23 protein-coding genes are annotated in these 20,167 nt (G+C 68.3%); 3 read left to right on the forward strand and 20 right to left on the reverse strand.

Translation table 11 applies throughout. The annotated features are described in order from the left end of the window. Positions 1-57: 57 nt before the first annotated feature. The 12 genes from H8R17_RS08235 to H8R17_RS08290 form a co-directional block, all read right to left on the reverse strand. Entirely contained in the window at positions 58-495 is a 438-nt protein-coding gene (locus tag H8R17_RS08235) for a hypothetical protein (RefSeq protein ID WP_187822480.1), read from the reverse strand. Beyond that, a complete protein-coding gene (locus H8R17_RS08240) occupies positions 496-1,602 on the reverse strand; it encodes a hypothetical protein (protein WP_187822481.1) in 1,107 nt (368 codons plus the stop codon). Further along, positions 1,602-2,528, reverse strand: coding sequence for a hypothetical protein (locus H8R17_RS08245; protein WP_187822482.1), 927 nt, complete (start codon positions 2,526-2,528; stop codon positions 1,602-1,604). Before H8R17_RS08245 ends, H8R17_RS08240 begins: the two co-directional genes overlap by 1 nt. 13 nt (positions 2,529-2,541) lie before the next feature. Further along, positions 2,542-3,474, reverse strand: a complete 933-nt coding sequence (locus H8R17_RS08250; RefSeq protein WP_187822483.1) for a phage distal tail protein — start codon at positions 3,472-3,474, stop codon at positions 2,542-2,544. Between the two features lie 2 nt (positions 3,475-3,476). After that, on the reverse strand, positions 3,477-7,742 hold the full coding sequence (locus tag H8R17_RS08255; RefSeq protein WP_187822484.1) for a phage tail tape measure protein: 4,266 nt from the start codon (positions 7,740-7,742) through the stop codon (positions 3,477-3,479). A 37-nt stretch (positions 7,743-7,779) separates the two neighbouring features. Continuing rightward, positions 7,780-8,178 (reverse strand): hypothetical protein, encoded by a 399-nt coding sequence (locus H8R17_RS08260; RefSeq protein WP_187822485.1) that lies wholly within the window; start codon positions 8,176-8,178, stop codon positions 7,780-7,782. Further along, positions 8,121-8,678, reverse strand: a complete 558-nt coding sequence (locus H8R17_RS08265) for a hypothetical protein (RefSeq protein ID WP_187822486.1) — start codon at positions 8,676-8,678, stop codon at positions 8,121-8,123. The genes H8R17_RS08260 and H8R17_RS08265 overlap by 58 nt, the downstream gene beginning before the upstream one ends. A gap of 2 nt (positions 8,679-8,680) precedes the next feature. Continuing rightward, entirely contained in the window at positions 8,681-9,337 is a 657-nt protein-coding gene (locus H8R17_RS08270) for a hypothetical protein (RefSeq protein ID WP_187822487.1), read from the reverse strand. Between the two features lie 127 nt (positions 9,338-9,464). Next, positions 9,465-9,914: a hypothetical protein gene (locus H8R17_RS08275; protein WP_187822488.1), complete on the reverse strand. Its 450-nt coding sequence runs from the start codon at positions 9,912-9,914 to the stop codon at positions 9,465-9,467. Next, positions 9,911-10,339, reverse strand: a complete 429-nt coding sequence (locus H8R17_RS08280) for an HK97 gp10 family phage protein (RefSeq protein WP_187822489.1) — start codon at positions 10,337-10,339, stop codon at positions 9,911-9,913. Before H8R17_RS08280 ends, H8R17_RS08275 begins: the two co-directional genes overlap by 4 nt. Continuing rightward, a complete protein-coding gene (locus tag H8R17_RS08285) occupies positions 10,339-10,770 on the reverse strand; it encodes a DUF6093 family protein (RefSeq protein ID WP_187822490.1) in 432 nt (143 codons plus the stop codon). The genes H8R17_RS08280 and H8R17_RS08285 overlap by 1 nt, the downstream gene beginning before the upstream one ends. Next, positions 10,760-11,131, reverse strand: a complete 372-nt coding sequence (locus H8R17_RS08290; RefSeq protein WP_187822491.1) for a hypothetical protein — start codon at positions 11,129-11,131, stop codon at positions 10,760-10,762. Before H8R17_RS08290 ends, H8R17_RS08285 begins: the two co-directional genes overlap by 11 nt. An 81-nt stretch (positions 11,132-11,212) precedes the next feature. Here H8R17_RS08290 and H8R17_RS08295 point away from each other — a divergent pair, with 81 nt between their 5' ends. After that, on the forward strand, positions 11,213-11,431 hold the full coding sequence (locus H8R17_RS08295; protein WP_187822492.1) for a hypothetical protein: 219 nt from the start codon (positions 11,213-11,215) through the stop codon (positions 11,429-11,431). A 29-nt stretch (positions 11,432-11,460) separates the two neighbouring features. Here H8R17_RS08295 and H8R17_RS08300 read toward each other — a convergent pair whose 3' ends face one another. The 7 genes from H8R17_RS08300 to H8R17_RS08330 form a co-directional block, all read right to left on the reverse strand. Then, the gene (locus H8R17_RS08300) at positions 11,461-13,350 is read right to left on the reverse strand and encodes an ATP-binding cassette domain-containing protein (RefSeq protein ID WP_262505109.1); all 1,890 of its coding nucleotides are present in this window, start codon (positions 13,348-13,350) and stop codon (positions 11,461-11,463) included. A gap of 312 nt (positions 13,351-13,662) precedes the next feature. Then, entirely contained in the window at positions 13,663-14,403 is a 741-nt protein-coding gene (locus H8R17_RS08305; RefSeq protein WP_187822493.1) for a methyltransferase domain-containing protein, read from the reverse strand. Between the two features lie 18 nt (positions 14,404-14,421). Then, complete coding sequence (locus H8R17_RS08310; RefSeq protein WP_187822494.1) at positions 14,422-15,813, reverse strand: hypothetical protein; 1,392 nt, start codon at positions 15,811-15,813, stop codon at positions 14,422-14,424. Next, entirely contained in the window at positions 15,813-16,580 is a 768-nt protein-coding gene (locus tag H8R17_RS08315; RefSeq protein ID WP_187822495.1) for a hypothetical protein, read from the reverse strand. The genes H8R17_RS08310 and H8R17_RS08315 overlap by 1 nt, the downstream gene beginning before the upstream one ends. A gap of 40 nt (positions 16,581-16,620) precedes the next feature. Then, the gene (locus tag H8R17_RS08320) at positions 16,621-17,205 is read right to left on the reverse strand and encodes a CYTH domain-containing protein (RefSeq protein ID WP_187822496.1); all 585 of its coding nucleotides are present in this window, start codon (positions 17,203-17,205) and stop codon (positions 16,621-16,623) included. 155 nt (positions 17,206-17,360) lie between these two features. Next, positions 17,361-17,660 (reverse strand): hypothetical protein, encoded by a 300-nt coding sequence (locus H8R17_RS08325; protein ID WP_187822497.1) that lies wholly within the window; start codon positions 17,658-17,660, stop codon positions 17,361-17,363. Between the two features lie 73 nt (positions 17,661-17,733). Then, a complete protein-coding gene (locus H8R17_RS08330; protein ID WP_187822498.1) occupies positions 17,734-18,243 on the reverse strand; it encodes a nucleoside-diphosphate kinase in 510 nt (169 codons plus the stop codon). A gap of 600 nt (positions 18,244-18,843) precedes the next feature. On the opposite strand from H8R17_RS08330, the gene H8R17_RS08335 reads away from it, so the two are divergent. Then, a complete protein-coding gene (locus tag H8R17_RS08335; RefSeq protein ID WP_187822499.1) occupies positions 18,844-19,506 on the forward strand; it encodes an NUDIX hydrolase in 663 nt (220 codons plus the stop codon). Further along, on the forward strand, positions 19,503-19,916 hold the full coding sequence (locus H8R17_RS08340; protein WP_187822500.1) for an NUDIX hydrolase: 414 nt from the start codon (positions 19,503-19,505) through the stop codon (positions 19,914-19,916). The genes H8R17_RS08335 and H8R17_RS08340 overlap by 4 nt, the downstream gene beginning before the upstream one ends. 38 nt (positions 19,917-19,954) lie before the next feature. Here the strand turns inward: H8R17_RS08340 and H8R17_RS49125 are convergent, their stop codons facing one another. Continuing rightward, on the reverse strand, positions 19,955-20,161 hold the full coding sequence (locus H8R17_RS49125) for a DUF5999 family protein (RefSeq protein WP_223124794.1): 207 nt from the start codon (positions 20,159-20,161) through the stop codon (positions 19,955-19,957). Between the last annotated feature and the right edge of the window lie 6 nt (positions 20,162-20,167).

Below are 20,167 nucleotides of genomic sequence, written 5' to 3' on the forward strand. Positions count from 1 at the left end.
TGTCATGCTACCCAGCGGCATCGACCCTGCGTGCCGGGTAAGGCGGTTGGGCGGCCTCTACTCGTCGTCGCTGTCGGTGCGACACGAGGCGCTGTCCAGGCTGAGCCAGGTGGCTTTCACGCTGCCGCCGTCCTGAACCCGCAAGGTCACCTGGCCCTTGGGATCGATGTCGAGATGGAGTTCACGGCGTGCCGCATCGGAGGCGACGGGGACCGTGCGGGACACGGTGGGCCAGAAGCCCTCCGGCAGGAGGGCGACGACAGCTTGGTCTACGGCCCGGCCTTCCGGCAGGCCGATCCGGCCGCTGAACTCCAGCGTGTTCCACGGGTTGGCGCGGATCTGCGGCGGCTGCGCCGTGTCGGGGACCGCCGTTTCTCCGGTGAGCGGCAGGCTGCGCCACGGCGGGTACGGTGCGCGCCGGGCCCGCTCCAAAACGGTGACGCGCCGTTCCAGAGCGGCCATGCGGCGCGCGAGTTCGGCGATGGTGTCCGGCATCTACACCGCCTCCGTCTCGTCGCCGCTCTCCTCCGGCTTGATCGTGCGCTCCAGCTTCAGCGTCACGCGCTCCGGGGTCTCCCCTTCACCGGGCCGTACGGTCCAGCCGACGATGCGGTTCCACCCTTCGTACGCGGTGTGCGGCTCGTGCAGCCGGATGCCAACGTCGTCGCCGACGCGCAGCGCCTCGATGGGGGCCGCGGGGTGGTCGGTGATCTCCAGCTCGGTGAGCGTCGGCAGGATCTGCCGGGCCAGCCGTTCGCGGCGGGCGCGCTGCTTGATCTTGGTCTCGTCCTTCTCGCTGGTCTCCAGCTTGTGCTCCAGGCGCAGCCGCCCGTTGCGGACACCGTCGACCACGACCTTGCGCTTCGTGCCCTCTCCGGCGCCGAGGCCGATGACCCACTGGGCGTAGGAGTCGGCGTCCTTGATGACCTGGGGCTCGCCGACCACATTGGCACCAGTGGTGAACGTCAGGTCCTCGCGGCGTCTGCCCAGTCTGGGAGCGCCCAGGACGATGCGCCGCTGGGCGAGGCCTCCGACCCAGGTGACGGTCTCGGTCCATTCGAGGCCGTCATCGATGTCGGCCATCTCGTCCACGATCTCCCCCAGGTTGCGGGGGTCGGACTTGGAGGTGGTGTAGGGGTCCTTTGCCGTGCCCACCTTCGCCGTCGACTTCGTGTCGTCCACGACGACCTGCAGGTCCCCGTCCGGCTGTTCTTGCGCGTACGCCCACACGTCGCGGATGACCTGGCATGGGTCGGCCTCGATGTACGGGCCGCGCCCGCCTAGGTTGCCGTGCAGGTCGAAGCGGCGGTGCAGGTAGCTTGTGAACCCGGATGCCTCGACGGGCAGTTTGGGGCCTTCCGGTTCGGCCCGCCACAGCAGCCCTCCCCACAGCAGCCTTGAGTTCCGCTCGACGAGGATCACGGTGTCCCCGGCGTCGTCGAGCATGTCGCTCATCCTGCGGCCGAAGGTGGGGTTCAGGGCCGCGCTGAGCGAGCCCGGTCCGGACTTCTCCGGCCCGAACTCGACTTCGGTCAGCGGCAGGTTCCAGTGCAGGACCTCGCCGGTGGCGGCTCGGGCGAGGATGTAGCGGTAGTCGGGCATCACACCGGGCTTTCCGTGAACTGGAATTCGGCGGTCACCGTGGTGCCCTTGGCCACGGCCAGGTCGCCATCGCCGTACTTGTCGATCTGGTTGATCTGCACCGCCAGACGCTGGCGAGTGCCCCGGTACGCCGGAGGCAGGGTGAAGGTGTCGGCAAGCACCACGCCGGCGCGGCGCGTGGTGGTGCCGTCGTCGTCGACGACGGTCGGCGGGGCGTTGTGCTCACCCAGGCGGGTGCGCAGTTCGGCGTAGATGCTGCCGGCCTCGGCGCGCAGGCCGGAAAGGGTGACCACGATCGTGGCCTTGGTCGCCCACACAGGGATGTCCAGGTCCCAGGCGGCTTCCTTGGGCCAATTCGCCCACTGGCCGTGCTGGGCGGGCACCTTCTCCGTGTCGGTCGGGTGCACGGTGTGAAGGGTCCGCTCGGTGCGCGGATTGGCGAGCCGCCGCAGGTCGGTGATCATGCCGGCGGTGACCGCGGCGGTGTTGCGGGGCAGGGTGATGCGGGCCAGGGGTATGGCGGTCATCTCCCGCAGCACGGTCGCGTCCTGGTCGACGCCCTTCACGAGGTGGAAGTAGCCGATGTCCTCCCGGCGGGGATCGCGTTTGCCTTCGTACTCGGGGTCCTCGACGCGCAGGACGAGCAGGTCCGTGCGGGCGAATGGCCCGGTCGGCGGGACGTCGACCACTGCGTCGCCGATGTTGGTCTGGGTGTAGGCCCCCTGCCACGGGCGTACACCGTGGATCAGGGCGGAGCCGTCGCCGACGCGGACCCCGGCGCCGGGGGTCTCCAGGGGCCGGACCTTGAGGTCACCGGCCTCGGCGATGCCCTGGCGGCCGCGCGTCAGGTCGCGGATCATCAGGCGCAGGGCGCGGGCGGAGTGGTTGCCGCCGTTCACCATCATCGGGGGCTGGACAAGGGTCACTGGTGTTCTCCGTTCACAGGGCGGTGTACGCCGACCGCCACGACACCTCGAGGCGCGCGGTGCCGGTGGGGTCGTCGCCGCTCCAGCCGATCTCGGAGCGGCCCCGCGGGAGGGCGAACAGGTCGAGGCGCGAGGGCGGGGTGAGGTCGTTCGCGACGTTGACCGTGCCATTGCGCAGGGCCCAGCAGGTGCTGGGCCGGGTCTCCATCTCCACCCACTCCCCGGCACGCAGCGCCAGGCGCAGTTCCAGGACACGGCCGGTGACCGTGTTCCAGACGCGCGGGTTCGTGACCGGGCCGTGGATGCGGATGCTGGGCCAGGTCGGCACGTTGCCGTGGTTGGTGATCCACCCAGGACGGTCGTCCGGGTCCGCGCGGTGGCAGTCTTCGGGCGCGCACAGCGTCTGGTCCACGGTGCGGTCGGGGCTCTGGTGCTCCGCAGCCTGGTCGAGGCCCAACAGCAGAGTCGACAGCTCGTCGTCGTACCAGCGCGGGTCGGTGCCGACGAATTCGAGGTCGAGCGGTATCCACCCGTTGATCGCCGTGGTGGTGCTGGTCGCCTCCGCACGCCGCATGCGCCCGTACATGCGGCGGGTGCGGTGTCCGGGCCAGCGTCCGCGCAGCACGTGGCGGCCGTCGGGCCGGATGCGGGCGGCCGGGTCGTCGAGGGCCAGTTCCAGTCGGGCCAGCAGATCGGCGGCCTTGACGGGGTCACCGGGTGTCTTGATGCCGGCCTCGAACCGCAGGGTGCGGGTGCCGTAGAAGTCCTGCCCCGGAGAGGTGCCGTCCCCGGTTGGGTTATCCACATCCTGTGGACGGGTGGCGGGTGAGCCGAGCCCTTCGATGTCCCCGACCGGGATGTTGGTGCCGTGGCCGAAGACGAAACCGCCGATCTCGTACTGCCACGGGGCCAGTTCAATGCGGGGCTGCTTGGTTGGTGTGGTCAAGGTCAAACCCTCCCGCCACGCTGCGCGTTACGCAGGTTGCGCATCATTTCGTTGCCGATCTGCTCAGGTGTGGCGGAGCTGTCGGTGACCGTGACCGGCATGGAGCCGATCAGCGGCTGCTGCTCGCGCACGACGACGACCTGGACGCGCCCACCGCCGCGGGCATCGACCACGCGGGTACGGGCGCGGTCACTGCCGGTGCGGATGTCGAAGGCACGGACCACGCCCGCCATGACCTCCGAGCTCCGGGCCCGCTGGAAAGAACTGGCCAACACCGGGCTGTAGTCGCGACTGCTGCGACCCCGTACGCCGCCGTTGGCGAACCACTCGACCTGCCCGCCGAAGCGGCCGACGACTTCCTCCACGACGGCCTTGCTGCGGTCGCGCTTCGACGGCGCCATCGGCACATACGCCTCGCCGCCAGTCTCGGGCTCCGCCCAGATGCGCCAGCTCCCGGCCGGGGCGATCTGCGCAACATGCTGCTCACGGCGGCCGGGGCCGGTGACCCCGCCGTCGGCGAAATAGTCGACGACACCGCCGTCGGCCTGCTTGTTGGCCCGCCTGCGCAGGTTCTCGGCCTGCTGACGCAGGGCGTCAGCAGCCTCGGAGCCGTCGCCGAGCGACGAGAAGACGCTCACGTGGCGCGTCGTGACGGTCACCGACTTGCCGCGCAACGCGTCGATGCGCCGCTGAATGGAGTCAGCGGCCTTACGGGGGCCGCTGGTCGGCACGGTCACCCTGACGTTCTTCGTCCCCGGGACCTTCTCGATCCTGAAGCCCAGCGCCTCCAGCTCCTTACGGGCCTGCGCCGTGGGCGCCCGAACGGTGACGGACTTCGCTCCTGGGGTGGCCCTGATCTTGGCCTGCACCGCTTCCAGACTCCTGATGGCTGCGGCAGTCGGCGCCGACACTCGGACGTTCTTGCTGTTCGGGGTCTGGCCGAGCTTGTCGATCAGTCCGTCGAGGCTCTTGCGGGCGGCAGCAGTCGGAGCGGTGATCTTGATCTGCCGCGTGCCGGGCACCGTCTTCACAGTGAAGCCGAGCTCGCGCAACTTCTGCTGCGCGCCGTCGCTCAGCGAGTCGACCTTGATCGTCTTGGCGTTCGGCAGCCGCTGGAACTCCGCCTGGACCGCGATCAGGTTCGCGAGCGTGCTGTCCATACCCTTGGTCTGGAGCAGCAGCGACACCTTCGACGGCAGCAGGCCAAGGCTGTCGGCGACCCCTTCGGCCTGGGCACGCGTCAGTCCGTAGCTCTGGGCGGCCTTGATCGCTTCGGTGCGGGCCCGGCTCATCTCACCGCGGGCCTTGGCCAGCGCCGCCGGCAGCTCCTCGCCGTTGCGCAGGGCCAGGTCGTAGGTCGCCACTGAGGCATCGGCCGCAGCATCGGACAGTGCGGTCAGTTGGGTGTAGAGCTGCTGTCCGTTCCTCGTCGTGGTGTTGAGGGTCTTGTCCTCGTTGACGAGCTGCCTGCCGCCGTATCCCTGGTCTCGGCTGACATCCTGGCCGCCCTCCTGGAGATCGAGCACGGCGGAGTTGACCTTCGCCTGCGCGGCCTGGAGCGAAATCTGGCCGCCGGAGAGCAGGTCGAGTGCGCTCTTGAGGGCGCGCGTGCGGGTGTCGGCGTCGGCGGTCTCGTCGGCCAGTCCGCCCACGGCGGCCTTGAGCCGGTCGTAGGCGGAGGTGCCGTCCCCGGCCCCCTTGGTCGCGGCTGCCAGATCCCGGGCATTCTTGATCGACTCGGCCATCTCGCCCTTGACGCTGCCGAGAGCGTCAGCGGCGTCCTTGTACTGCTGTCCGACATCGGTGTAGTCGAGAACGCTCGCCTTGCCAGCCGCCACGTCCCGGTACGCGCGGTGGGAGTTGGCGGTGGCCATGAGCTGCTTCTGCAGGGCCTCCAGCGACGTCCCCTGCCCGAGGTAGGCATCGGTCAGCGTCGCGAGCGGCACACCGGCCTGGTCCATGACCTTGGTGAGCTGGCCCTGGCTGGTCTTGGTGTCCAGCAGGATCTGGGCGGCCTGCTGGCGCACGTTGCTGTCGATCTGCCCGCCGGACTCGCGCAGGGCCGAGGTCAGTGAGGAGATGCGCTGCTGGTGCTCGGCCGCGGCCTGTGCGGCACGCTGCTGGCGGGAAGCCAGCAGCCCCAGGCCGACGGACACAGCGGCCATGGCAATCCCGAACGGTCCGCCGAGCGCGCTGCTGATACCGCCGAGAGTAGAGCGCAGGCCCGAACCGGCCGCGCGGCCAATGCCGTTCAGGGTGCCCATGAACGTCACCCCAGCGCCGTTCGCGCTGCGGAACGCCGCCGTCATGTTGCCGAGGAAACCGACGCGAGCCTGTACCACGGCCCACGCGGCGCCGTACCGCGACACCGACACACCCGCGGAGGCCGCGAGAGCCTGCTGGACGCGCATCTGCTGGGCGAAGCTCTGGAACCCGCTGCGCACCGGCCCGCTGACCGTGCTGGCGATGTTGGTTAGCGTCGGCTGGACGCGGCGGAACAGCAGCATGGCCAGGGCAGCCGACTGGATCGGGCCAGGCAGCGCACCGAAGGCGCTGACGAGACCGCCGACGATGTGCCCGATCGGCACGAGGACGAGGGACAGGCCCGAGACCGCGTCCATGGCCACGTTGGCGACGGTGGCGATGATGTCGAGCGTGCCGGCCGCCGCTCCGCCTTCCGCGCCCAGGTCGGACACGGCGGACACGATGGGCTCGGCGCCGTCGGCCGCGTTGCTCAGTACCTCGCCCAGGGTCTGGGCGGCGTTGATCAGGAGGTTCAGGCCAGTGGCGAGAGCGTCCTCGCCGAGCTCCTTGAGTGGGCCGACGAAACTCTTCGCCTCGTCGATCAGGCCGCCGAGCCCGTCCTGAGTTTTGGCCTTGAGATCCGGGCCGTACAGGACGGCGAGGTTGCGGCCGTACTCCAGCGCGGTCGTCAGGTACGGCGTCGCGCCGGCCAACCCGCGCGTCAGCAGGCGGGTGACGTATTCGAGGCCGGGGGCCATGCCGTTGTAGAGCGCGAGACCGCTCTGCCGGGCCTGGGTGCGCAGTTGCACCATCGCACCGGCCAGGCCCTGGCCGCGCGAGGCCGTGATGGACGCGGCAGCGCCGGTCTGCCGTACGGCCATCGACAGGTCGTCGAAGGATTCGGTGCCCTGGTGGGCGAGCGCGACAGCACCGCTGAGCGCGGGCTTCCCGAACGCCTGCGTGACGCCTGCGGCGAAGTCCTTCTGGGACAGGTCGTGTTCGGCCTTGGCGAGACCGTCGATCACGACGCGCAGCCCGCGGAACTGCCCCTGGGCGTCCCAGGCTTCGATCCCCAGGTCCTTGAGCGCGCCGCGCATCTTCGGGGTGGGGGCTGCGAGGTTCGCGAAGATCCCGCGCAGGCTCGTGCCCGCCGTCTGCCCGAGGATGCCAGCCTTGCCGAGCATGCCGACCGCGGCCGCGGTGTCCTCCAGGGAGACGCCGAGGGCGTTGGCGACCGGCCCGGCGTACCGCATCGAGTAGTAGATGTCGGTGATGGAGCCGGAGGCGTTGTTCGCCGTGGATGCCAGTGTGTCCGACGCCTTGGCCGCCTGATCCGCGCCTAGGCCGTACTGGTCCATGATGTCGCCCAAGTACTTGGCCGACGTGGCGGCGTTGACGTCGGCGGCCGAGGCGAGTTGGAGCGAGGCGCGTACGGCGTCGATCGACTGATCGGCCCGGAAGCCGGCCTTGCTCAGCTCGACCATGGCCTCGGCGGCGTCCGCGGCGGTCGATCCCGGCAGCGAGAGGTCGTTGCCGAGTTCCTGCGCTTCGACGGCAGCCCGCTTCATCTGGCTGGCCGTGGCCGAGGTGACTGCGCGGAAGAGGTTCATCTGCCGCTGGTAGCGGTTGCCCTCCTCGACCATCTCTCCCGCGCCGAGCAGCAGACCGCCACCGGCAAGGAGGTTGGTCGTGGAGATGCCTCGCCTGCCCGCGCCGGCCACGGCGCGCTGGAGGCGGGACATGGAGCGGGCGCCGTCGTCCCCGGCTGCCCGCAGGCTGGCGCGGGCGGCCGAAGCGCGGGCGGTGATCCGGTTCAGCTCGCCGACGGCCGCGCGGGCGGAACGGTTGAGTGCGGCGAACTGGCTGGTGAGGCTGGCCCCTTGCGCGTCCAGGCGGGCGAGGGTGCGGTGGGCGGCGTCGGTGCGGTCGGCGAGGGTCCGCATCTGGCCGGAGGCAGCACGCGTTCCCGCGATCAGGTCGCGGACCTCGGCGCGCATCGCCACGGTCAGGGTGAACCCGGCCACCGCAGCGGGCCTCCTTACATCGTCGTGCGGGATCTGTTCAGGGGTGTTCGTGGTGGTGGGCGCGCGGCAGGAGCTGGATCTTCACGCCGTAGCCGGAGCGGTCGGTGGGGACGTGGTCGCGTTCCTGCTCGATCAGCTCGCAGCCGGGGCAGCGCAGCGTGTCGGTGACGTAGGCGTGGGGGTCACCGCCGCGTTTGTCGTCCCACTCCTCCAGGCGGGTGTGGCACTCGGGGCATACCGACCGCTGCCACTGCGCCCACGCCAGCGCCTTGGCCCGGTCCAGCTCCGTCCAACGGCCGTCGCCGCCGAGGAACTGCGAGTGCGGGATCCGGTACCGCTCGCACAGCTCCAGCTCGGCGCGCAGCTGCGCATCGCGGCTCAGTCTTTTCCCAGCTCCACCCGGCTTTCCTGCTGGACCTGCCAGGCCGCGTCCCACAGGGCGTTGGCGTCCGGCGCCGACCAGCCGTTCAGCAGTTCCTCGGCCTCCTCGCGGCTCATGCCGTCCACGGAGGCCGCCGAGACCAGCGCCGCGGGGAACGTGTCCGGGTTGAAGATCGCGCCTTCCTCGGTCTGCTGCTCGGTCGGCGGATGGTCGGCGATCAAGTCCTCCAGCACCGGACGCGGCAGAGCACGGAAGGTGAGGAAGTCCGACGCGGCATCCAGCGCGGCTCGGGCGTCGTCGTGCGCAGCGGCAGCGTCGGCGGCTCGCTGGCCTGCCTGTTCGTCGCCCGGGTTGGCCTCGGCGACGAACCGGGCTCTCCGGGCGGCCTGCTCGGTCTCCTCGAACCGCTGGCGAAGCGGGTCGTCGTCGCAGATGCGGAGCTTGTTCTGTGGCCGGGCGCGGCGGCGAAGGCGGTCCATCTTGGCCGCCCACGCCCCCTCCGCCGATGCGGCGGAGGGGGACGGCGGCCGCTTGGCCGGTGCGGGACGCGACATGGTCAGCCCTCGTCGCTGTGCTCGCGGACCGTGGCAGCGGTCTTGGTGGTGCTCACGACGGTCACGTCGACGTGGTCACCGTCGTGATCGTGGTGGCCGTCCTCGTCGTCGCAGTCCTCGACCGGCGTGGGCAGGGGGCGCGGGGGAATCGCCTCGGGCACCGGCGCGTCGAGCGAGGGCTCCTCGGTGACGGTGAAGGTCACCTGGAACTTGGCGGCCTCGTTGCCGGTCGAATACGTCGCGGCGCGGGTGGCGACCTGGACGGGGAACACGTCGACCGACCGGGAGCCGGGGATGTCGCCCTTGCGGAGGAAGACGACGTAGCCCTGGGCGCCCTTGGGCAACTCCTGCTCGATGTCGTCGGAGAACCGGTCCTCGTAGAAGGTCAGGGAGCTGCTCTCGGCCTTGTCGTTGCCCGGGATCGAAGAATTGAAGGTCGTCCCCATGTCCGGGGTCTCGATCGGCTCGTTCTCCAGCGCCCAGCCCTCGATGTCGCTGACCGCCTTGGTCAGGTCGAACCGGTTGGGCTCGGAGATCTCCTTACGGGTCGGCCGATCCGGGTTGTCGACCTTCTTGAGCCAGTAGATCTTGGAGATGCCGCGCCGGAGGAATCGAGTCTGGGCGGCCGGCTTGTTCGTGGACGGCTTCGTCAGGGACACAGGTCCGCTCCCACTTCTGGGGCAGCGTCCCGTGCCGAGGCCCTGCCCCTTGAGGTTCAAAGGGGGTTCGCCTGGCCTGGGGCCTAGCGTCCGCGCGGGCCTCCGCGGTGAGGAACCTGAAGCGTGTTCAGGTGGGTGTCACGGTGATCGTGAACCGTTGTACGTAGGACACGATAGCGCCTGCCGCCGACACGGAGGGCTCTCCTCCGGCGTCGTGATCCAACTCCCGGTCAATCACACGGCCTTGAGGAATGCGCAGGTCGTAGGCCCACTCGCCGTCACGGCGGCCGACGACACCGTCGCGAACACGGTCGGCGAGCCACTCGACCTGGTCTCCGCGCTCCCCGACCGAGGTGACCTGGTAGCCCCACGCAGCGTCCGCGTGCCAGTCCTCCAGCGGCGGGCCGCTGAACTCCCCGGGCAGGGAGTCGAGCACGGTGTACGGCACATCCGCAGGCTCCCATTCCCCGGACTCCATCTGAACGCGCGGGAGTTCACCGATACCGCACGGGCGGCCGGTCGCCTTCTCGATCAGCGCCGCCAGTGCCCGGGTCACCGGCAGCCGAGGTGCGCTCACGGCAGCACTCCGTCCTCCAGCGCCTGGATGAACGCGGGCTCGGTCTGACGGAAGGCAGGCTCGACGTGCGGGTACGGCGGCTGCCGGTAGTGCCGGCCGAGGGAGTCGACGCCGACGAAGCCGTACTCCAGCCTCCGCGCCTGCGGGGCATCGGTGAACACCTCCGCCGTCACCTGCCCACCGCTGCTGCTCACCCGTACATCCCACGACGCCCGGTACTGGCCGGTGATCACATTCGGCCCCGGCCTGCCGCTGGCGTTGCGCTGGATCCGGACCCGCAGCAGCATCGCGTGGTGCCGGGTGATCGTCCGCGTGCGGGCGCGGGCAGCCGGACCCATCCGCGCCAGGGCTGCGGCCAGCGCGATCGGATCACGGAACGCGGTCGCGTCTGGGTGGGCGTTCGGGTGCGGGTTCGCCAGGGCCATCAGTCGATCACCTGAACTCGCACGATGCGGACCACACTGTAGGTGCCGATGTGCTGGTCCGAGACCCGGAACCGCTTGCCGACGAGCTGTGGGTCGCGCGGACCGCCGGGCCGCACCGAACCCGCGACGCGCACCACATCGTCAGGCCTCAACTCCGGCGCCTGGACCGGAAGCACCGCCTGGTAGTCCGTGGTCGGCGGCTCATGGACGACCGCACCGTCCAGCCGCTTGGTGATCGCCGGGCGCCCCCACGGCATCACCGCGCCCAGCCCATCCCAGACCAGCACCTCGTCCGGCGCCGGAGGGATCAGCTGGCCCGTCGACTCGTCGAGCACATCGTCCGCGCGGCCTGCGCTGTCGCGCCACAATTCCAACTTGTCGTCGAGGATGCGGCCGACGACACGACGCGCGCCGTCCACGTCAAACGCCATGAGCCCACTCCTGGAGCTGGAGGAGCATCGCCTGCGTCAGCGACTGCGGGCCGGTACCGAGGTCAGGCCGGGCCAGCGCCGAGCGTTCCAGTTCCTCGGCGTCGATCGCCGCCAGGAAGACCGCGGCCGCCGGGCCCGGATCGGAAGCGTCAGCAACCGAGACACGGGCCAGGCCCTCGAAGACCGTCTCGGCGTAGTCCCCGGCATACAGGAGGACTTGCGGGGGCTCCCCTTCATGGTGACTGATCGCGTAGCCCTTGAAAGCGCCCGGGTCCACCCGCCGTCCGTCGACCTCGATCGCGGCCTTCGGACCGCGGGCGGTTATCCGTACGCTGTGAAGGTCCTCTTCGTTGTGCTCCATTCAGTCGACGCTAAAACTGCTGTCGGACAGCCCTGCCAGTACGATGCCTACGCAATCGGGCACGTGGACAGGGAGGCGCCCGTGGGGGCAGGTACGCCGTGGTGGTACCGCGGGCCGACCAGGCCACTTGGGATCATCGTCACCTGCGCCGTCGCCATCGCGATCATCGTCAGCACGCCCGACATCGCAACAGGCGGCATCATCGTCGCCATAATCGCGGGCGGCTGCGCCGGCCTCCTCACACAGTTTGTTCAGGGCGCGGCGCAGGCCCGCTACAGCGAGCGTTCACGGCAGGGGTGACGTCCGCCCACCGTGGGCTTGGTCGGGTATCAGCGGTCCTTGGCCAGGGCGAGGAGTTCTGCGAAGAGCCCACCGCCGTTGGCGAGTTCGTCGTATCGGCCCTGTTCGGTGATCCGGCCGTTTTGCATGACGATGATCCGGTCGGCGATCTTGGTGTTTTCGAGTTGGTGGGTGACCACCACCGTGATGCGGTCTGCGGCGATGCTCTTGATCTCCTCGAAGATGTCGTGCTCACCGCGCGGGTCCATCTGCGAGGTGGGCTCGTCCAGGATCAACAGTTCCGAGCGCCGGTACAGCGCACGGGAGCAGGCCAATCTCTGCCACTGCCCACCGGAGAGTTCGGAGCCACCGAAGAACTCTCGGGCGAGCAGTGTGTCCAGTTCCTTGGGCAGCTCTTCGATCGCGGTGCGCATGCCGACGGCGTCGATGGCCTCCCACACGGGATCGTCGTTGAAGGTGCGGGGTTGCCCGAGCGTCACGTTCTCCCGGGCACGCAGGGGCCACTGAGCGAAAATCTGCGGGACCAAGCCGGTGTGCGCCCACACATTGCTCGGGGCTGCAGAGGCCAGATCGACTCCGTCCCAGGTCACGCGGCCCTTGTCGGGTAGGAGGATTCCGGTGATCAGCCGACTGAGGGTGGACTTTCCGGAGCCGTTCTCACCAACGATCGCCAGGATCTCGCCCCGGCGCAGAGTGAGGGAGACGCGGTCGACGGCCGGCCGCTCCTTGCCGGGGTAGCAGTAGGCAGCCTCCTCCAGACGGATCTCTTCGACCGGCGCGGAGATCTTCACCTCGCCGCGCTTGGGAGCGCGCTCGGCGGCGAGGTCGAGGAAGGCGCGCATGTCGGCGAGGTAGAGGGAGGTGTGGAACAGCGCGGCGCCGTTGATGACGAGCTGGGACAAGGCGGCCAAGGAAGTCTGGACGGCGACGACTGCTGTGGCGGCGATGGCCAGGTCCAGGCGTCCGGTGGCGGCCAGCCAGGCGAGGGTGGCCCAGGTGGCGAGAAGGAAGATGCCGCCGAGAGCCGAGGTGGCCAGCACGATGCGCAGCATGCGGGGAGCAGCAGTAAGGGTGCGCTGGTCGATGCGCTTGGACAGAGTTCGGTACCAGTACACGATGTAGTCGGTCATGCCGTTGGCACGGACTTCGTCGCCGTGTCGGGAGGTGGTCGCCCACCAGCGCATCATGCCTCGTACGTTGCGGTCACCGACGTTGGCGTAGTGCGTCTCGTAGTCGACTCGGGCGGAGAGCACGGCACCGAGGCCCGCGGGCACGACAGCCAGGAGTAGCAACGGCAGCATCAAGGGGTGCAGCGCCGCGAGGACTCCGCTGGCGGCGATCATACGGACGAAAGCAGCTGTGAACCGCTGCGCGTCCTTAACCATCATCGTGGTGCGCGAGACGCCGACTTCAGCGGCTTCCTGCCGGTTGGCGAAACCGTCTTCGCTGTAGGCGGAGGCTTCCACGCGGCAGACAGCCTCGACCAGCGCAGTGTCGGCTGCCGTGATCAGCCCGGGGCTGATTCGGCCGTCACCGTAGGAGGACAGCGCACTGGAGATTCGGCCAACGGCGACCGCTGCGGTGATGACCAGGAGGGCGGGAAAGGCTGCGTGCAGCCGTTCGGACACAGCCTCGTCGCCGACGAGATGCTGCATGGCCTTTGCAGTGGACGCCAGCACTACGGCCGCGGCGACGCCCGTGAGCACCTGGCACACCACGAGCAGGATGACGGCCAGCCTGTCGATGGCCCAGGCCATCTGTGCTGTCTGCCGCAACACGCTGGGCAGCCGGGCACACATGGCTGCGAAAGTGGCCTCTCCCAGCGGGTTCTTCCCGTAGTTGCTCTCGAACGAGATGGTCGCTGGGGGTGGTGGAGGGGGCGTCTGCGGGGCTTCGATCGGGGTGTCAGTGGCGGTCAACTGCGTCCCTCCTGTGCGGTTGTTGCGGCACCTGGGCGGTGTCGCGGTGCCAGGCTCAACGAGGCTGCGAGCGAATCGAACGCGCTCGATTCCGGACTACGCACTGGCCCGGAATCTGGCGGCGTCGAACGCGGGGTCGCGGTGCCGTATGGCTCCAGTGCGGGCCGAAGCTGGCCGAAACGCCGACGCCTGTGGCGGTTGTGGCTTATGAGGTTTCCCGACTGAAGGTTGCCCCCCGTTCCGTCGCCCTGCGGCCTGACGGTCAGGTCCTGGCAGCGTCGTCAGTACGGCTGCTCTCGGGGCGTCCGTCGGCTATTTCGTAGCGATGACGTACACGCTGCCCCACTGCCGCTTCGGGTTGGCGATCGTGGGGTCGAAGCCCCACGGCTCCACGGTCCGGAAGCCGGCCTCCGTGAACATCTGTGTCAGCTTCTCGCGGTCGTACGCCCAGAGGTGTGGCGTGTAGGTGGGATCGTCATCCTGGTCGCGGAAGACGTAGTTGATCAGGTCGAGGAAGGTGTTGATGTCGCCGAGGCAGTCACGCTTGGCGTACCACCGCTCGATCATCTCCTCGGAGAGGCTCGGATTGTCCGGGTAGTGACGGAGTACGAACGCGGCGTCGGGAACGCCTGTGACGAGCCGGCCGCCCGGGGCGAGCACGCGGTGTGCCTCTCGGGCGTAGTGCTTGGCGGAGTTTGGGTAGTCGATGTGCTCCAGGAAGTGCTCGGAGAACATGAACTGGACGCTGTCGTCGTGCAGCGGGATGCCCTCACGGATGTCCCAGAGCAGATCAGCGGGCGGCACGGCGTCGATGTTGTAAAAGCCGTCGATCCGGTGGGCGCCACCTCCGATCTGGACCTTCTCGGGAGCTATGTCGATACGCCCGTTCGGCCATGCCCGGCTGCTGGTGTGGTGATAGCGGCTGATCTCGATTTCCTTGGCGGCGGCACGCAAGGTGCGGGCGAGACCGTGGGTGGTCGAGGGCTCCTGGAGTAGGGCGGCGATCTGCTCGGCGAGGAGGTCGAGCGAGGGCGCGGAGAGGTGCGCGGTCATACGGGCTCCCTGTGAAGGTCAGCTAACTGAGGGCTCGGGGACCGACCACTTGTTGTTGCGCATCAGCGTGTACTTGATGTCCACAAGACGCGGCGCGATGGTCAGGTTCAGTTGCTCGACGGGGTGGACGCGGCCAGCGTCGTCCTGCTCGGCCCGCCAGATGCTGTACTCCAGGTCCGGGTAGGCAGGGTTGATGCCGACCTCACCTTTGGGCATCGTGCCGTTGAAGGGCGCGAAGATGTCCATGTGGTTCCAGTAGTTCCACGCCTGGAGCGCCTTGTGCTGGTCGAAGTAGAAGTAGAAGTCCGGATAGCGCCCGAAGGTCCGCAGCTCTCGGTGGATCAGGTGTCCAAGGAGCGGGCCCAGGTGGGCGGCGAGGCTGTCGAACTCCCAGCGGGTGTGGTGCCATGCGTCCGGCACCTGGCCGGGCGTGAACAGTCTGGCGGCAACGAGGTAGCTGATGCGGTCGCGGAGATACGCTCGGGCATCCGCGGCGTCCACGGTCGCGTCGACCTGCTTCAGGAGCTCCTCGAACCCGGCCGGGGGTGGCCTGAACTTCGCCAAGTCGAACTTACCGGCCATGCCGAGGGTGGCGAACAGCATGTCCTTGTAGAGCCAGTTGTTGAGTTCTCCCCGGGCCGCCAGGCTCTTGGTGTGCTCGCTGGTGGAGTGGAGCATCAGGTATTCGGCCAGCGCCTCGAAGTACAGGTAACCGAGGATCGGCAGGCGGGGGATCGTCTCGTCCAGCAGCTCCAGGAACACGGCCGGGGCGACGTCGGCACCCTCGTAGACGATCGCCGCAGCGAGCGCGAGGAAGCTGGTTGAGTTCTTGACGCGGCTGACGACCGTCTCGCGAAGCTCGTACCTCTCGGCCGTAGACAGCAGGTATTCGAGATGGGTGTAGATACTCAGGTGGATCGAGCCGAGGCGCAGGTAGTCCACTCCTGCGAGTCCGCGGTAGGCGCGTCGAGGACGGGTGATCTCGAAGATCAGCGGAGTCGGTGTCCGGCCAGGCGTCCCAACTTTCGCCACGAAGGCAGGTGCTTCCTTGGTCAGGACGTACTCGGCCAGGTTGTGCATGCGAAATCCGCTGCCGTTGGCAGTCAGTGGCGCGCAGTAGATGCTGCCGACCAGGCAGCCTCCGGAGGGGTAGAGGAAGCCGTGCTGGCTGATCTCTTCGAGCGCGTGGGTGACGTGCAGCAGGTACAGCGGCCCGGATCCGTTGAGGGCGTCGAACAGGGCGTTGCCACGCAGCAGGGTGCCGTTGGGCGTTTCTTCTGCCAGCCTGGTCTCCCATGCGGCGGACTGCTCTCCCAAGGGGTCTGTGTGATCGGGAGTGCTGGAGATCAGCGGGGAGTCAAAGAAGGCGTGGGCGTCGGCCCACAGGTGGTAGCCGTCGCGGATGTCCATCAGCTGACTAACCCCCGCTGCTCCAGCGCCTTGAACACGGAGTCCGTGCTGTCGAGGCCGGCAAGGTGCGCCGCTTCCGACGCCACGACGAGTTCGAATGCCGTGGCCCGTAGCTCGTTGAAGGCTGCGGTGCGTACCAGCGAGCTGTCCGGCCACCAGGGCCGTTTCGGTTGCCGGTAGCGGTCGAGGGCGTCGGCTGCCTTGAGCAGGTCGGTGATTCCCTCGGCCTGGTTGTGGTCGGTCCTGTCGTCTGTGGTGTAGGCGGCGTACGGCACATCGTGCAGGCGCACCGCGGTCGCCGCAGCAGCGATGTGTCGGGGAGTGGCGGTCAGGTGGAAGTGCGCCCACACCGCGTCGGCGTTGTCCGTAAGCCACACCGCAGCCCGGGCTCCGTGGCCGCGGTCGTCCTTGTCGTGCAGACGGCGGCAGTCGTGGACCGCTGCTGCCACGATCAGCGTGGCCGTGTCCTCCTCGGACAGGCTGGTGGCTTCTGCGAGGAGCGCGGCCAGCGCGGCGGTCCGCATGGCGTGGCGGATACCGTGCAGCGAGTCAGCGAGCCTCGGTTCGGCCATCCACGTGATGGGGATGGCCGACCGGTAGAGGAGTCGTTGTGAGGCGGCCCGCAGCTCGTACGTCGGAGCGTCCGGGAAGTTCGGCCGGTTGGCCTCGATCCATCGCACGGTGGCGTGATCCATGAACTGGTGGTGCGGAAGCTGCTTACGTGCAGCCAGCTCGACCAGGCTGTCGGCCGGCGGGGTGGTGCTCATCGGGCCTACCCCCTCGGTGTGTCGGAAAGACGGATAACGGTCAGGTCTGGGGTTCGATCTCCGCAGGGGCGGCCTTACGGGCCTGTTCATCCGCCTCGAACGCAGCGGTGAAGTCGGCCAGCTCCTGCTCAGTCATCAACCTGACCCCTAGCTCTTTGGCCACAGCGAAGATGCGGTCAGTCGCCTCCTGCCGGGCGGCGTCGCTCGCGTTGTCGTCCAGCAGCACTTCGAACTCGGCGTGATGCCCCCATGCCTCGCTCCACTTGACGGCGATCTCCACGCCTCGGAAGCGGTAGTTGTGGCGCCGGTTGAACGCCTGGTGCATCTGGGGCTCGAAGCCCAGTGCATTGAAGACCCGCACGGCCGCAGTTACGTCCTCGCGAGCGATGGCGAACTCCGTCTCGGGGAACGCCACGCCCTGGCCGATCTTGCTGTGCTTGAGCGTGATCTTCGCCGTCCCAGCGGCGGTGTTGTCCGTGACCTTCAGGAGCTGGTCCGGCAGGACGTAGAAGTAGATGTGCTTGTCGTCGCAGCCCAGGTCGGTGCCGTCCTGCTCCAGTCGGGCAACGAGCTGGTCGTGGGCCTCCGCGTCGAATCGGGCGCGCATCTCGATCTCTACGGGCAAGGGTCTGGTCCCTTCTTCAGGCATGGCTGATCCACCCGAACCTGCGCGAGTGGCACACGGCTGGTTCGGTAGGGAGTGGCGTATGAGGTTGTACAGCGGCGGTGCGGACAGCGGACTCTGTGTGCGCACCGCCGCCTTAGCGGTCCGGGGAAAGATCAGGCAAGCTCGCCGAAGCGTTCACGCACGACGCCATCGTGAAGGTAGTTCGGCAGTGCGACGCCGCCGACGGACGTGCGCCTGGTGGCGACCTGCTCCATCGTGTCGGCGGGGAAACCCTCCAGAAGTTGGAGGCACTGCTTCACCCATTCGCGGGACTTCTCCCAGTCGCCTTCCTCCCGATGACGGGAGGCCAGCGCATAGGCGCTCTCCGCCGCCGCCCACCGGTCGGTCGCCAGTTCCTGCTGGAAGGTCGACTCCAGCTCCTGGACGGAAGCGGCGCGGGTCTGGTTGGTCATGGTGCCCTCTCTGCTAACGGTGGTGCCAGGTAGTGCTCAACGCGGCGAAGCGCGTGGGGTGACGTCGCCATGCTCAGTAGGTGTAGATCTCCGCGAGCGTGCGGTAGTCGTGCAGCTCGTCCTTGTCGAACCACAGCTCCACCTCCTGCTGGGCCTCCTCCGCATTGCCGGAAGCGTGCACGAGGTTGGCAACCGCTTTGCCGGATACGACGCTGGCCCCCTTGCTGTAGTGCGAGAAGTCGCCCCGGATCGTGCCGGCCGGAGCCTCGTTCGGGTACGTGCTGCCCACGATCTTTCGCACGGTGGCGATAGCGTCGAAGCCTTCGAGTACCAGAGCGATGACGGGTCCCTGCTGCATGAATCGAGCAGTGAACTCGTACACTTCGGCACCCAGTCGCTCTTCTAGATCGAAGTAGTGGCGCCGGGTGAACTCGGCGTCCATCTGCCTCATCTTGATGCCGACGACCTTGAGCGCCGCGTCCTCGAACCGGGCGATGATCTTCCCGGCGAAGCCCCGTACGAGCGCGTCGGGCTTGAGGAGCACAAGCGTGCGCTCCACCTTCTGTTCCTGATCCTGCGCCATGGTTCCCTTCTCATCTCTTCCGCGGGTGACGTGACGGACTTTCAGCGCGTCAGGGACTGAGGTTACCTGCGCTCGAATGGCTGATCATTGCTGGCAGTTGGGCTACCGACCTCGGCGCTGATCCACTCCTCTTATGTGGCGATTCGATAGTCGAAAGATGGTCCCCACCCGTCTCCCGGCGCCGCCTCCTGCGCGCCGATGCCTCGGTCCTCATTTGGACACCGCCGATCCCGCTTCCGATGTTGAGGTGCCGGCCCGTGCCCGACGGGGGGCAGACACGGGCCGGCTGCCGTCCGGGGCTTCCGTCGTGACGGCCCACCCCGGTCGGCGGTTCAGGTGGCTCTCAAGGCGTGTCATCACGCCAAGATCGCAGGAGCGCCAGCCAACTTGCTGATCTACAAGGGGACTTCCGCCTACCATGCTCAGGCGGCTGCAGGCTCGCCACTCCGGCATACGTGAGGCGGATCGCGGGGTCTCGGTTGGCACAACTGAGAGTCAACCCGTGATCGCATCGCCTCGCCATGAAGTGCCAGTGCAACGAGCGTGCAGCTTCGGCACATTGACCATGCACCCTGCCGACCCGATCCGTGAGGCTCCGCGATGGAAGTGATCGACGTTTGGACCGGCCACCGTGCGTGCATGCTCCAATCTGCCCTCCGCTTGACCAACGAGGCCTTCGCTGACCGCTTGGGTATCTCAACCCGAACGGTTGCCACCTGGCACTCGGACCCAGACGTGGAACCGCGCTCGGAGATGCAGCAGCTCCTGGACGCGGTCTTCGAGAGCGCGCCAGCCACGGTCCGGCAGCGGTTCACTCTGCTGGTCGTGAGACCCAGCAGCAAGAGCACCGAAGCCTCGGGGCCGCAGCCACAGACCCTGCGCGTCGCGATCGCAGTCGTCGTTCGTGACGAGGAGGTCCTCCTGGTCTGCCGTCGCGGCGACGACGCCTCCGGGATCACATGGCAGTTCCCCGCCGGCGTCATCAAGCCGGGAGTCAGACCGGAGACCGCGACGGTCCGCGAGACGCTGGACGAGACGGGCGTGCACTGTGCTGTACGGCGAAGTCTCGGTGAGCGCCTCCATCCGGTGACGGGGGTGCAGTGCGTGTACTTCCTCTGCGAGTACCTGGCGGGGGACGCGACGAACAGCGACGTGGTTGAGAACGTAGATGTGACCTGGGTACCGAAGAATGCGGTGGGCCGCTTCATTTCCGCCGACACGATCTACCCGCCGATCCTGGCGGCACTGGAGGAAGACGCATGACCGAGCAGACGACAGAAGAGCGGCCGGGCATCGCAGCCGCGATCGTGGTCCAGGACGGTGCCGTGCTCATGGTCCGTCGCCGCGTCGCGGAAGGTCAGCTGTCGTGGCAGTTCCCGGCGGGCGAGATCGAGCCAGGCGAGAGCCGTGAGGAAGCAGCCGTGCGCGAGACCGGCGAAGAAGTCGGCATGAAGGTGACCGCGCTCAAGCTCCTCGGAGAGCGGGTCCACCCCAAGACTGGCCGAAGCATGTCGTACGTCGCCTGCGCTGTAGAGTCCGGGACCCCCTACGTCGCGGACGACGAAGAGCTGGCCGAAGTCGCGTGGGTCCGGCATGCACAGATTCCCGAGTACGTTCCGTACGGCCTCTTCGAACCGGTGCAGGCGTATCTCGACGCCGCACTGGGCCAGTGAGGCCTTGCCGTGACGATCGATCATTCGGGATAGGCCGGTCATATCGCCCCCATACCAGCCGAAGCAACTCGGCGTGGAGCAACGATCTGTCCGTCCGGCAGCAACTTCCCGCTGTCCTCGAAGAGGAGAACGCCGTTGCACAGCCGCCACCTTCTCTGCACTTCACCCAAAGGGACGGAGCGGAGGCGTGAGCAGGTCTCCTGAAACGCGGATGCGTGAGGCCGTGTCGGTACTGAAGGATGCATGGTGTG

It is taken from the genome of Streptomyces sp. TRM68367 (assembly GCF_014495685.1).
Classification (GTDB): Bacteria; Actinomycetota; Actinomycetes; order Streptomycetales; family Streptomycetaceae; genus Streptomyces.